Below are 13399 nucleotides of genomic sequence, written 5' to 3'. Positions count from 1 at the left end.
GTCACGAAGGCTTCGTCCATACTCGACGGGCATTCATGTAAGGGGCACAGGCCCCGGAAAGCCCGCGCGGCACCCCAGCCGCGGCAAGCCATCTGTATGTAAAGGAGCAAAGCCGTATGAGCGATTCGTTCTCCACCCGCAGCCAACTGGAGGTTGGCGGCCAGCAGTACACCTACTGCAGCCTTCCCAAGCTCGGCCAGAAGTACGACATCTCCCACCTGCCCTACTCGATGAAGATCCTGCTGGAGAACCTGCTCCGGCATGAGGACGGCGGCCAGACCGTCGGTCCCGAGCACATCGAGGCAGTGGCACGTTGGAACCCCAAGGCAGAACCCGACACCGAAATCGCCTTCATGCCGGCCCGTGTGGTGCTGCAGGATTTCACCGGCGTGCCCTGCGTGGTGGATCTTGCCGCCATGCGCGATGCGGTGACCAAACTCGGCGGCAGGGCAGAGCAGATCAATCCGCTGATTCCCTCTGAACTGGTGATCGATCATTCGGTGCAGGTGGACGTGTTCGGCCGCGCCGACGCACTGGACATCAACGGCAAGATCGAGTTCGAGCGTAACCGCGAGCGCTACAGCTTCCTGCGCTGGGGCCAGAAGGCATTCGAGAACTTCAAGGTGGTGCCGCCCAACACCGGTATCGTCCATCAGGTGAACCTGGAAAACCTCGCGCGCGTGGTGATGGAACGCGATATCGAAGGCACCCATTGGGCCTTCCCGGACACCGTGTTCGGCACCGACTCGCACACCACCATGATCAACGGCATCGGTGTACTGGGCTGGGGCGTGGGCGGGATCGAGGCGGAAGCCGCCATGCTCGGCCAGCCATCGTCGATGTTGATCCCGCAGGTGGTCGGCTTCAAGCTGAGCGGCAAGATGCCCGAAGGCACCACCGCCACCGACCTGGTGCTGACCGTCACCCAGATGCTGCGCACGCTGGGCGTGGTCGGCAAGTTCGTCGAGTTCTACGGCGAGGGCCTGCAGCACCTGCCACTGGCCGACCGCGCCACCATCGCCAACATGGCTCCCGAGTACGGTGCCACCTGCGGCATCTTCCCGATCGACGCTGAGTCTCTGACTTACCTGCGTCTTTCCGGTCGCAGCGAATCGCAGATCGCGCTGGTCGAGGCGTACGCCAAGGCACAGGGCCTGTGGCACGAACCGGGCAGCTCGCAGGCGCAATACAGCGCGACGCTGGAACTGGACATGGGCGACGTCAAACCGTCGCTTGCCGGCCCCAAGCGCCCACAGGACCGCGTGCTGCTGGAAGACGTGCACAGCAACTTCACCGAAGCGCTCAAGGGGCTCACCACCCACCGTGAACAACGCAATGGTGACGTGGCCGACTTCATCAATGAAGGCGGCGGCGCGGCCGTCGGCAACGAGCAATTGGCCAAGGGTCATGCCGACATCGTCATCGACGACCAACCGATGCGGTTGAAGGACGGCTCGGTGGTGATCGCTGCCATCACCTCCTGCACCAACACCTCCAACCCGGCGGTGATGCTCGGCGCTGGCCTGCTCGCCCGCAATGCAGCACGCCTGGGTTTGAAGGCCAAGCCGTGGGTCAAGACTTCGCTCGGGCCGGGCTCGCGCGTGGTTACCGATTACCTTGAAAAAGCCGGCGTGATGACCGAACTGGAGAAGCTGGGCTTCTTCGTGGTCGGCTACGGCTGCACTACCTGCATCGGCAACTCCGGCCCGTTGCCCACCGAGGTCAGCGCCGGCATTGCTGCCGGTGACCTGGTGGTGGCTTCGGTGCTGTCCGGCAATCGCAACTTTGAAGGACGCGTGCACCCGGAAGTAAAGGCCAACTACTTGGCATCGCCGCCGTTGGTGGTGGCCTACGCCATCGCTGGCACGGTCAACATCGATTTGACCCGCGAACCCATCGGCCAGAGCAGCGACGGCAAGGACGTGTTCCTGCGCGACATCTGGCCGAGCAACAAGGAAATCGGCGACACCATCGCCGCCACCGTCGGCCCGGAGATGTTCAAGCAGAACTACGCCGACGTGTTCAAGGGCGACAGCCGCTGGGCGCAGATCGAATCACCGGAAGGCCAGGCTTATCTATGGAATTCCGATTCGACTTACATCAAGAATCCGCCCTACTTCGACGGCATGACCATGCAGGTCGGCACCATCTCCGATGTACACGGCGCGCGTGTGTTGGGCCTGTTCGGTGACTCCATCACCACTGACCACATCTCCCCGGCCGGTAACATCAAGAAGGATTCGCCAGCGGGCCGCTTCCTGCAGGAGCGTGGCGTGCAGCCAGCCGACTTCAACAGTTACGGCAGCCGTCGTGGCAACGATGACGTGATGGTGCGCGGCACCTTCGCCAACATTCGCATCAAGAACCTGATGTTCGGTGGTGAAGAAGGCGGCAACACCTTGTATTACGCCTCCGGAAGCAACGTTGGCGAGAAGCTCGCCATCTACGACGCCGCCATGAAGTACAAGGCCGATGGCAGGCCATTGGTTGTTATCGCCGGCAAGGAATACGGCACCGGGTCGTCACGTGACTGGGCCGCCAAGGGCACCAACCTGCTGGGCGTCAAGGCAGTCATCGCCGAGAGCTTCGAGCGCATCCATCGCTCCAACCTGGTTGGCATGGGCGTGCTGCCGCTGCAGTTCCAGAACGGCGAGAACGCACTGAGCCTGGGCCTGGATGGCTCTGAAACCTTCGACATCACTGGGCTGCAGGACGGCACCGCCAAGGTCGCCACGGTTACCGCCAGCAAAGCCGATGGCAGCAGCAAACGCTTCCAGGCCAAGGTGCTGTTGCTGACGCCGAAGGAAGTGGAGTACTTCCGAAATGGCGGCCTGCTGCAGTACGTACTGCGGCAGTTGGCGGCGAAGAAGACGGCTTGAGTTGTTGCCTGTAGTTTGAAGTGAAGAACGCCCCCGACGGGGCGTTCTTTTTTCCGCCACAACTCCTGAATCAGCCCCGTGCCAACCAGCGTGTTGCCATGCGCTGCATGGATTCATCTTCCTGTCGGGCGATGTCCGTCACCAGACACCAGGCCAGATCCAGCGACTCCTCACTGACTGCAAAGCGCTCATCTGCTCCAGCAACTACCACGTAGCGCACGTCGTAATGCCAGTGCCCTGGCACCTCGCGACGCTCCGGGATCCAATGCCGGTCCAGGTCAAATATCGCCCGCGACGCCAAGGTCAACCCCGGCAGGCCGGATTCCTCGTCAGCCTCACGCAACGCAACGGCTGGCAGGTCGTGGTCGCCATCGGCGTGCCCACCCAGCTGTAGCCAACGCCCGAGCTTCCGGTGATGGGTTAACAGCGCCCGCTTGCCATCGCTACTGACCAGCCAGGCGCTGCCAGTAAAGTGGCCCGCCAGCCGCCCACGGGTGAACGGGTCCGGCCCTGGTGCATCCAGCAATGCCAGAAATTCCTGTGCCACATCGCCATGCGCGGGAACAGCCCGTGCATACTCCAGCAGCGCCTGGCGCAGACTCTGATCCTGTTCAAGCATGACTGTCAGCACATCCCATTGATTTGAGGCAGCGGCCATTATCGCTGTCGATGTTGCACATGCGCTTGTCGAGTTTGGCCACCTTTGGCAAGGTAGAGTTGTTGCCGACCGTTCAGTTTGTGACACCCTCCATCCTCCCCCGTCGCTTCCATGCGCCCGGGTGCATTACACAAGATTCGGGAATTAGCGGAATGCTCAAAACACTGTTGAGGGTCAAACCAATCGAACCCACCGCGCATATCGATGCCGGTGAGCCGATTGAGGGCAGCCTGCAAGGCGAGGCCACGCTCAAACGCACCCTCACAGCCAAGCACCTGATCCTACTGGGCATGGGCGCGGTGATCGGTGCCGGCATTTTCGTCGTCACTGGCCAGGCCGCAGCCAACCATGCCGGCCCGGCGATCATGCTGTCTTTCGTACTGGCCGGCCTGGCCTGTGCGTTCGCCGGCCTGTGTTACGCAGAGTTCGCGGCAATGATGCCGGTCTCCGGCAGCGCGTATTCCTATTCCTATGCCACCCTCGGCGAAGGCATGGCCTGGTTCATCGGCTGGTGCCTGGTGCTGGAATACCTGTTCGCCTCGGCATCGGTGGCGGTGGGTTGGTCGGCTTATCTGATCAGCTTCCTCACCACTACCCTGCACCTGCCCTTTCCTGATGCACTGAGCGCTGCCCCCATCTCCTGGCAGAACGGCGAGTTCGCTGCCTCAGGCAAACTGTTCAACCTCCCGGCGGTACTCATCGTCGTCGCGATCAGCGGCCTGCTCTACGTCGGCGTCACCCAGTCCACCTTCGTCAATGCGGTGATCGTGGCGATCAAGGTAGGCGTTATCTGCCTGTTCGTCGGCTTCGGCGCCATGTACGTGGACCCGGCCAACTGGACCCCGTTCGTGCCCGCCAACACCGGCACCTTTGGTGAATTTGGCTGGAGCGGCGTGTTGCGCGCGGCCTCCATCGTATTCTTTGCCTACATCGGCTTCGACGCGGTTTCCACCGCTGCCGGAGAAACCAAGGACCCGCAGCGAAACATGCCGATTGGCCTGCTAGGCTCGCTGGCGGTATGTACGTTGATCTACATCATCGTCTGCGCGGTGCTGACCGGCCTGTTGCCGTACTACCTGCTGGGCACCGACAAGCCGGTTGCCACTGCACTGGAGCCCTACGCCAACCTGGCCTGGCTAAAGACCTGGGTCGAAATCGGCGCCATCGCCGGCCTGTCGTCGGTGATATTGGTGATGATGATGGGCCAGACCCGCATCGCCTATACCATCTCCCGCGACGGCCTGTTGCCACCAATCTTCGGCAAGGTCCACCCGAAGTTCCGCACGCCGCACCTGAGCACCATTTTCGTCGGCGTAATCGCCGCGACGCTGGCCGGCCTGGTGCCGTTGTCGGTGCTGGGCGAACTGGTCGCCATGGGCACCCTGCTGGCCTTCGCAACGGTCTGCATCGGCGTGCTGGTGCTGCGCCGGACCAAGCCGGATCTGCCGCGTTCTTTCCGAGTGCCTGCGGTGTGGCTGATCGCACCGCTCGGTGCCTTGATCTGCCTGGGCCTGTTCGCGATGGCATTTGTCGCGCACTGGTTGGTCTTCGTGCTGTGGACCTTGCTGGGCCTGTGCATCTACTTCGGTTACGGCATCCGTCATAGCAAGCTCAACAAGAGCGCCTGACTCCACTTCATCACCGGCGCTTCCCGCGCCGGTTTTTCTGCGCGCCCCCACCGCGCACTGACGAGCGAATATTCGAACCATGTTCAAGCAACTGTGGGCCACCAAACATCCCCATGCCGCACATGAAGAAGCCAATGGCCTGAGCCTGCGCCGCACACTTGGCCCTTGGGGCCTGACTGCGCTGGGCATCGGCGCGGTGATCGGCGGCGGCATCTTCGTCATCACCGGCCAGGCCGCGGCCAACCATGCCGGTCCGGCCATCATGCTGTCCTTCGTACTGGCGGCCATCTGCTGTGCGTTCTGCGCCATGGCCTATGCCGAATTCGCTTCAATGGTGCCGGTCGCAGGCAGCGCTTATACCTACACCTACGCCACCTTCGGCGAGCTGTCGGCGTGGTTTATCGGCTGGATGTTGGTGCTGGAATATGGCGTGTCCGCATCCGCAGTGGCGGTGAGCTGGACAGGCTACTTCCTCAGCCTGCTCAGCCATTTCGACATCCATCTGCCTGCGGCCTTGGTCAACGCGCCGCTGGATGCCCAGCTGCGCCCCACCGGCGCCATCGCCAACCTGCCGGCCGCCACCCTTGTGCTGCTGCTGACCTGGCTGTGCTACGTCGGCATCAGCAAGTCTTCGGCGATGAACATGGCCATGGTGATCCTCAAGACCGGCCTGATCGTGCTGGTGATCGTTGCCGGCTGGAAGTATGTGGACCCGAGCAACTGGACACCCTTCATCCCCGCCAACGAAGGCCCGGGCAAGTACGGCTTCGACGGCGTACTGCGTGGCGCGGCAATGGTGTTCTTCGCCTACATCGGCTTTGAAGCGGTGTCCGTGGCGGCGCAGGAATCGCACCGGCCGCAGCGCGATCTGCCGATCGGCATGCTGCTGTCGCTGGTGATCTGCACCGTGCTTTACATCGCCATGGCCGCTGTAATGACCGGCCTGGTGCCCTACCAACTGCTGGGCACTGCAGAACCGGTGGTCACCGCCGTAGCCGCGCACCCGCAGCTGGACTGGCTGCGCGTCATTGTCGAAGTCGGCGCGTTGATCGGCCTGGCATCGGTGGTGCTGGTGATGGTGATCGGCCAGCCGCGCATTTTCATGATCATGGGCCGCGACGGTCTGTTGCCGCCCGTGTTCACCAAAATCCATCCGAAGTACCGCACGCCCCATATCAACACCGTGATCACCGGTATCGGTATCGCGCTGCTGGCAGCGCTGTTCCCGCTCGACATCCTGGGTGAGCTGACCTCGATGGGCACGCTGATCGCTTTTGCTGCGGTCTGCGCCGGCGTACTGGTCCTGCGCCGGACTCAGCCGGACCTGCCGCGTCCGTTCCGCATCCCGATGGCGTGGCTGATCTGCAGCCTGGGCGTGCTCAGCTGCATCGGGCTGCTCACCGCCATGACCCTGCACAACTGGATGTTGATGGGCGTGTGGACCGCCACCGGCTTCATCATCTATTTCACCTACAGCATTCGCCACAGCAAGCTCAATGCTGCCAACAAGGCCAAGAACGGCTGATCTCCACGCACCGACCAAGTGACCAGAGCCCGGGCCTCAGACACCCGGGCTCTTTAGTTGGCCCTGCCTAGGGCTTTCGGCATGGCGCTGTAGTCCAGACATGCCCATTTCCCTCGGGCGGACGGAGTCATCACCCGCAACTGACTACCCCGGGGCGCGGCGTGAATTCCCGGTCTCATGGAACTTGCCATACAAGACCCCGCAGGGATTTCACCCCCGCCTGTCCAGGCTCCTACGATGGCCCCTGGCTTTAGTAGAATGCGGGCATGAACGCGCCTTCCGTCCCCTACGACAGTGAGCGGCTGAGCCAGTTGGCCCAGTTGCTGATCGACAATATCCGTGACCTGGCCCAATCGGGCTGGACGCCAGCCACCAGCAGCAATTTTTCGCATCGGCTGGATGACCAGCATGCAGCCATCACCGTGTCCGGCAAAGACAAGGGCCGGCTGATCGAAAGCGACATCATGGTGGTCGACTTCAACGGCAAGGCCGTCGGCCGTCCGCTGCGTCCCTCCGCCGAAACCCTGTTGCACACCCAGTTATATGCCCGTTTCCCGGACGTAGGTTGCGTGCTGCACACCCATTCGCCAGTACAGACCATCGCCTCGCGCCTGTTTGGTCGCCAGGGCCACATCCGTCTGGAAGGTTACGAGTTGCTGAAGGCGCTGCATGGCAACGCCACCCACGAAACCGCCGTCGACCTGAAGGTGTTCCCCAACACCCAGGACATGGACGTACTGGCCGAGCAGGTCGAAGCCGAGCTCGACAAGGGCCCGATGTGGGGTTATCTGATTGACGGTCACGGCCTGTATGCATGGGGCCGCGATATGGCCGAGGCCCGCCGCCACCTGGAAGCCTTCGAGTTCCTGCTCCATTGCGAACTGGAACTGCTCAAACTACGCGCCATTTCCTGATTCCGAATCGGCGCGGATCTTGCTCGGCCCGCGCCTGCTACGCTCCCCTTCCCCTACCCATGGAGTCCATCGCCATGAGCCGACTGCGTATCTTCAACGACACCGCTCCGGACGCCCCGCTGCTCGACAGCCGTGACGGCGACGTCATCGCCGCTGAACTGAAAAAGATTGGCGTCACCTTCGAGCGCTGGCAGGCCCAGCATCCGATCACCCCCGGCGCCAGTCAGGAAGAAGTCTTTTCCGCCTACCGCGAAGATATTGATCGCCTGGTTGCCGCGCATGGCTTCAAGAGCGTGGATGTGGCCTCAATCGCTCCGGACAACCCCAACCGGGCGGAAATCCGCAAGAAGTTCCTCGACGAGCACTATCATAAGGAGGACGAAGTACGTTTCTTCGTCGCCGGCTCGGGCCTGTTCACCCTGCACGTGGACGACAAGGTCTACGAAGTGGAATGTGTGAAGGACGATCTAATCTCAGTGCCGGACGGCGTCACCCATTGGTTCGATATGGGTGAAGCACCCAACTTCGCCGCCATCCGCTTCTTCACTGAGCCGGACGGCTGGGTCGGCCATTTCACCGGCACCGACATCGCCCTGCGCTTCCCGCGCTACGAACCCAGCGCTGTTTGATGCCCGATTAAGCCCCTCTCCCCCACCTGGGACAGGGGTTGGGGTGAGGGCAGATCCAGACTGCCATAGCCCAACTACCCGCGAGTGCTTTGAAAGCGCCGCGCAGGAACCCCGTATGACCATCAAAGCCATCCTTACCGACATCGAAGGCACCACGTCCAGCATTTCTTTCGTCAAAGAGGTGCTGTTCCCGTATGCCCGCACTGCACTGCCCGGCTTCGTTCGCGACCACGGCAACGATCCGCAGGTCCGCCAGTGGCTGGATGCGGTCGCCACTGAAATCGCCGCTGGCGCCTGCCAGGACGAAGTCATCGTCGAAACCCTGCAAGGCTGGATCGACCAAGACCGCAAGCACACCGCCCTCAAGGCGCTGCAGGGCATGATCTGGGACGTGGGTTATCGCAACGGTGACTACGCCGCGCACATGTACCCAGAAGTCGCAGGCGTGTTGCGCGCGTGGCATGCCGCCGGTCTGCCGCTGTACGTGTATTCGTCGGGCTCGGTGCCGGCGCAGAAATTGTTCTTTGGTTTCAGCGAGGCAGGTGATCTCAACGATCTGTTCTCCGGCAACTTCGACACCGAAGTGGGCGGCAAACGCGAGGCCGCCAGCTATGCGCACATCGCGCAGGCCATTGGCATTGCACCGCAGGACATCCTGTTCCTGTCGGACATCGTTGAAGAACTGGATGCCGCGCGCGATGCCGGCCTGCAAACCGTGCTACTGGATCGTATCAGCGACTACCCGCAGCCCCGCACCGGCGAGGCAACCCACGGGCATACGCGGGTCGAGAATTTCGAGCAGATTACGCTCTGATATCAGCAATGCCGCCCCGCCTACAACGGCCCTGGAAAGGGCCGTTGTAGTTTCAGGTGCAGCAGGATCCACCGCCCGCACGAACGGCGCTCAGCAGCCGCTGCATCGTCCATCGGCGCCTGCCCATCATGCGTCGCGCGCGACCATGCCATAACGTGCCGTCACTTCTGCCGCACTGCCACGGTGCTAGCGTTCCCCTGCGGACGTCCATGCCACTCCAACGTGTAGCCATGCAGTGGCGACTTGGTCGCAGCAGTCGACCCACCGCAATCCTTCCTCGCTCCATCGGAGACCTGCAATGAGCATCCCCTCGCAGATCGGCCATGCGCTGGCAGCTGAGTTTTCGATACCTGATGTAGAGACGCTGACCGTCGTCGCATCACGCCTGCTGACTGCCATCGTGCTCGGCGGACTGCTGGGCTTGGAACGTGAAAGCAAGGGGCGAGCGGCGGGACTGAAGACCCACATTCTGGTGTCGGTGGGTTCAGCGCTGTTTGTCTTGGCACCCTTGCAGATGGGCATCAGCGGTGCGGATGTCACCCGCGTGATGCAGGGCATCGTCTCCGGCATCGGATTCCTGGGTGCAGGCGCCATCCTCAAGCAGGACAAAAAGGAACGGGTGCGAGGCCTGACCACCGCTGCGGGCATCTGGATGACCGCGGCCATCGGCATGGCCGCCGGTATGGGCATGCAGATGGTGGCACTGGCGACCACCGCCGCAGCATTGGCGGTCGTGAGCACACTGCCGCGATTGATGCCGGACCGGAAGACCAACGTCAGCGAAGAAACCATCGATAGCTGAGTTCAAACGCCCGCATCAAAACTTCATTGCAGAAGATCAACGGTCACTGACGCCGGCACGCTTCAACACCAGCACATCAATACTGGAAGGCACGCCCAAGCGTGCGGTGAAGCCATCCCACTGGCCGGCGCCACTGCTGACGAACAGCTTCATGTCCTTGACCCTGTACTCGCCACGCACGTAACCGTGATTTGCCGGTGCCACTACCCAACGATCGAAGCCCCACATGTGGCCGCCGTGCGTGTGGCCTGAAATCTGCAAATTGAACGCGCCGGTCGCTGCCGCATCGCGCGCCTGTTTGGGCTGGTGGGCCAGCAAGATATGCGCATCACTGCCCTTGGCTGCTGCGATGACCGCCGGCAGATCCGGTGCCAGTCCGCCGCGCATATAGGAGCTGGGCCGTAACGCGGCCAGATCACCCACGCCAGACACCACCAGCGTGCGGCCGTTGATCGACAAGCGTGCGGTCTGGTTTTCAAGCACACCCAGGCCCATGCCGCGGAAGTGCGCCATCCACTGTTTGTAGCCGTGGTAGTACTCGTGATTGCCTGGCGCCACCCACACGCCGTGCGGCGCGGCCAGTTTGGCCAAGGGCTCGACAAACACTGCCGTGTCGGCAACCTCGCCATCCACCATGTCACCCGGCAACACAATGATGTCGGGCTTGGCCGCCATCACCGCATCGACGATGCGCTGTGTGCGCCAGGCGCGCTTGACCGGGCTGATATGCAGGTCGGCAAGCACCGCCACGCGCACGCCGTCCAGTTCTGCAGGCAGATGCGGCACGACGAGTTCGCGCTCGCGCACCTGCGGCGGTTTCAAGCCGTTCCAGATACCCAACGTAGCCAGCGTGACGATGAGCATCGACGCCGATTGGTTCATACGCTTGCCATGCCACAGCGTCGCCCACACCGAGGTGCGGGGCATGAAGCGTGACAGCAGCCAACCCAGCGTCCGCAGGATCAGAAACGCCAGCAGGATGATGAACATCGCCAGCACCCAGCCGAACACCAGCTGGATCCACGCTTCCACCGCGTACTCGAACACGTCCATCCGCCACAGCGTGGCGAAACTCAAACCAACCAGCGCGAGCGCAAGCGTGACGCCGATGTGCCAACGTCGTTGGCGCTTGCTCAAGGAGGTGACGGGCCACCACAGCCACAAGGCGAGCAGCGGCAGGATCAGCGATACGAGTAGGGTCATTTTCAATAACAGCGATTGATGGAGCGCAGGTGCCGACTGCCTTCAGGCCGCTGGGAAGTTCTCAGGGGGATGCCATGTACTTTGACATAGGCCTGTTGCTGGACAGGTGCTGGCAGGTGAATCAGTGCGTTCTTTTTTGGGTTGGGTTTTGCGGTTACTTCTTCCGGATTTCGGGGCTTTCGAGGTTTGCTGGCGTTGGTTCTACCCTCATCCCAACCTCTCATCCGCAGGCGGGAGAGAGGCTTTAAAGCTGCAGTTGCCAGAACTACGTCAACTTGCCTTGCGCCGAACCCTTCTCCCGCGCGCGGGAGAGCGATTGGGGTGAGGGCAAGCTTTCGCTTCCACCAACATCCGAAACCAAAGAGGCACCGCTTTCGCGGTGCCTCTCCAACTCCACCTAAGCGAATTACTTGCTCTTGCCAGCAATCCAGCCGTCCACCTTCTCTTCCAGCACATCCAGCGGCACCGAGCCGTCCTTCAGCACTTCGGCGTGGAACTCGCGAATGTCGAACTTGTCACCCAGCTTCTCCTGCGCACGCTTGCGCAGTTCCTGGATCTTCAATTCGCCGGTCTTGTAAGCCAGTGCCTGGCCCGGCCATGCGATGTAGCGCTCGGCTTCGGCAATGGCATCCGGCTCACTCACCGACGAGTTGGCGAACATGTAATCCAGCACCTGCTGACGGGTCCAGCTCTTGGAATGCAGGCCGGTGTCCACCACCAGTCGCACTGCGCGCCACAGCTCGCCCTGCAGGCGGCCAAAATAGCTGTACGGATCGGTGTACACCCCCAGATCCTTGCCCAGGCTTTCGGCATACAGGCCCCAGCCTTCAATGAAGGCCGTCTCGCCACCAAAGCGACGGAACGCCGGCACGCCCTTCAATTCCTGCTGCAATGCCAGCTGGAAGTGATGGCCCGGAATGGCTTCATGCAGGAACAGGTCTTCCGCATCCCAGGTCTTGCGGGTCGGCAGGTCGTAGGTATTCACATAAAAAATACCCGGACGGGTACCGTCTTCGCTCGGCTGCATGTATTCGCCGCCGGCGGCCGACTTGGCGCGGAACGCTTCAATCGGGCGGATCTCAAATGCCGCCTTCGGGGTCAGCGAGAACAGCTTCGGCACGCTGGCGTTGATCTTGGCTTCCAGCCCGCGGTAATGCGTCAGCAGCTCAGGCTCGGACTTGAACTCGAACTGCTTGTCGGTCTGCATGAACTTGAAGAAGTCCTGCAGCGAACCCTTGAAGCCCACCTGCTCCATCACCGTGCGCATCTCACCGTGGATACGCTCCACTTCCTTCAGGCCGATCTCGTGGATCTGCTCCGGCGTCTGCGCGGTGGTGGTGCTTTCCTTGGCGTTGAAGGCGTACCACGCCTTGCCGTCCGGCAACGAATCCAGACCCACCGTATCGCGGGTGGCCGGCAGGTATTCGTTGGCAATGAAGTCACGCTGCTTCTTGATCGCCGGCAACAACTGGTCGGCGATCAAGGTGCGGTAGGCAGCAGTCAAACGGTCCTTGTCGGCCTGTGCGAAGTCTGCCGGCATCAACTTGATCGGGCCCCAGAACTGGCTGTCCTCCACCTTGGCGGCGAGGATCTCGTCGAACTGCGGCACTACCTTTTCCATCAGCACACGCGGCTGTACGACGCCAGCCTTCATGCCTTCACGCATGTTGCTGATTTCGGTATCCAGCAACACCGGAAGGCGGCCCGCACGTGCCAGCCAATTGTCGTAATCCTTTACCGTTTTGAACGGCTGCGCCACCTGGCCGGAACCCAGCATCACCGCATAGCTGACAGTGGAGTTCATCTGGTTGACCGGCATCATCCAGCCGGGGAATTTCTCGCCTTCCAGCGACTGCTTCTGCTCTTCGACGAAGATGCGGTAGCTCAGCAAGTCCTGCCCGGTCAGGCCGGCATCACCCAGCTTCTCTACCTTGCCCAGCCATTCGGTGCTGAAGTCATGGCTCTGCTGACGGAATTCCGCCGAGCCGAAATCCGGCAACTGGTCGTTGTAGCGGTTGTCACCCTGGAAGGTCGCCTGCAGCGGGTTCAGCTTGAGTACGCCTTCCCAATAATCGGCATACAGCTGGGTCAGCTGTGCGGCCTTGTCGGCCTGCGGGGCCTGGCTCGCGGCATCGCCACCTGCGGGCTGCGGGGACTGTGTACAGGCGCCAAGCATGGCGGCCAGGGACAGCGAAACGGCAAATGCCAGCGGACGAAGTGTCATGGAGACTTTCCATACGGGAGAACAAGGCCGCCAGCCTTACCGCCCAACTGGCTAAAAAAAAGGGCCAAAGGTCACTACCCACAACCGGGATCGCCGCCGGGCCGGCAAACCGTCATAATTCCC

At 62.0% G+C, this 13399-nt stretch carries 10 protein-coding genes; 7 read left to right on the top strand and 3 right to left on the bottom strand.

Annotation, left to right across the window (positions count from 1 at the left end; genetic code table 11):
- The first annotated feature begins 116 nt into the window (after positions 1 to 116).
- Positions 117 to 2879, top strand: coding sequence for an aconitate hydratase AcnA (gene acnA, locus PAN08_RS12275; protein ID WP_269791766.1), 2763 nt, complete (start codon positions 117 to 119; stop codon positions 2877 to 2879).
- 70 nt (positions 2880 to 2949) lie between these two features.
- Here the strand turns inward: acnA and PAN08_RS12270 are convergent, their stop codons facing one another.
- On the bottom strand, positions 2950 to 3498 hold the full coding sequence (locus tag PAN08_RS12270) for an NUDIX hydrolase (protein WP_269791765.1): 549 nt from the start codon (positions 3496 to 3498) through the stop codon (positions 2950 to 2952).
- A gap of 191 nt (positions 3499 to 3689) precedes the next feature.
- On the opposite strand from PAN08_RS12270, the gene PAN08_RS12265 reads away from it, so the two are divergent.
- The 6 genes from PAN08_RS12265 to PAN08_RS12240 all read left to right on the top strand — a co-directional run bounded on the left by PAN08_RS12265 (position 3690) and on the right by PAN08_RS12240 (position 9849).
- Complete coding sequence (locus tag PAN08_RS12265; protein WP_269791764.1) at positions 3690 to 5165, top strand: amino acid permease; 1476 nt, start codon at positions 3690 to 3692, stop codon at positions 5163 to 5165.
- A 79-nt stretch (positions 5166 to 5244) separates the two neighbouring features.
- Positions 5245 to 6690: an amino acid permease gene (locus PAN08_RS12260; RefSeq protein ID WP_269791763.1), complete on the top strand. Its 1446-nt coding sequence runs from the start codon at positions 5245 to 5247 to the stop codon at positions 6688 to 6690.
- A 266-nt stretch (positions 6691 to 6956) separates the two neighbouring features.
- Positions 6957 to 7604, top strand: a complete 648-nt coding sequence (locus PAN08_RS12255; protein ID WP_269791762.1) for a methylthioribulose 1-phosphate dehydratase — start codon at positions 6957 to 6959, stop codon at positions 7602 to 7604.
- 74 nt (positions 7605 to 7678) lie between these two features.
- A complete protein-coding gene (locus PAN08_RS12250) occupies positions 7679 to 8233 on the top strand; it encodes an acireductone dioxygenase (protein ID WP_269791761.1) in 555 nt (184 codons plus the stop codon).
- Between the two features lie 115 nt (positions 8234 to 8348).
- Positions 8349 to 9047: an acireductone synthase gene (mtnC, locus tag PAN08_RS12245; protein WP_269791760.1), complete on the top strand. Its 699-nt coding sequence runs from the start codon at positions 8349 to 8351 to the stop codon at positions 9045 to 9047.
- A gap of 298 nt (positions 9048 to 9345) precedes the next feature.
- Positions 9346 to 9849 (top strand): MgtC/SapB family protein, encoded by a 504-nt coding sequence (locus PAN08_RS12240; protein ID WP_269791759.1) that lies wholly within the window; start codon positions 9346 to 9348, stop codon positions 9847 to 9849.
- A gap of 36 nt (positions 9850 to 9885) precedes the next feature.
- On the opposite strand, the gene PAN08_RS12235 is transcribed toward PAN08_RS12240, so the two are convergent.
- Together PAN08_RS12235 and PAN08_RS12230 are read right to left on the bottom strand one after the other, a co-directional pair.
- A complete protein-coding gene (locus PAN08_RS12235) occupies positions 9886 to 11052 on the bottom strand; it encodes a metallophosphoesterase (RefSeq protein WP_269791758.1) in 1167 nt (388 codons plus the stop codon).
- A 406-nt stretch (positions 11053 to 11458) separates the two neighbouring features.
- A complete protein-coding gene (locus PAN08_RS12230; RefSeq protein ID WP_269791757.1) occupies positions 11459 to 13276 on the bottom strand; it encodes a DUF885 family protein in 1818 nt (605 codons plus the stop codon).
- Between the last annotated feature and the right edge of the window lie 123 nt (positions 13277 to 13399).

This window comes from Stenotrophomonas sp. Iso1 (assembly GCF_027497995.1).
In the GTDB taxonomy this organism is placed as follows: domain Bacteria; phylum Pseudomonadota; class Gammaproteobacteria; order Xanthomonadales; family Xanthomonadaceae; genus Stenotrophomonas.
Note: the sequence above shows the minus strand (reverse complement) of the source record. Positions and strands in the feature narration are given on the sequence as shown.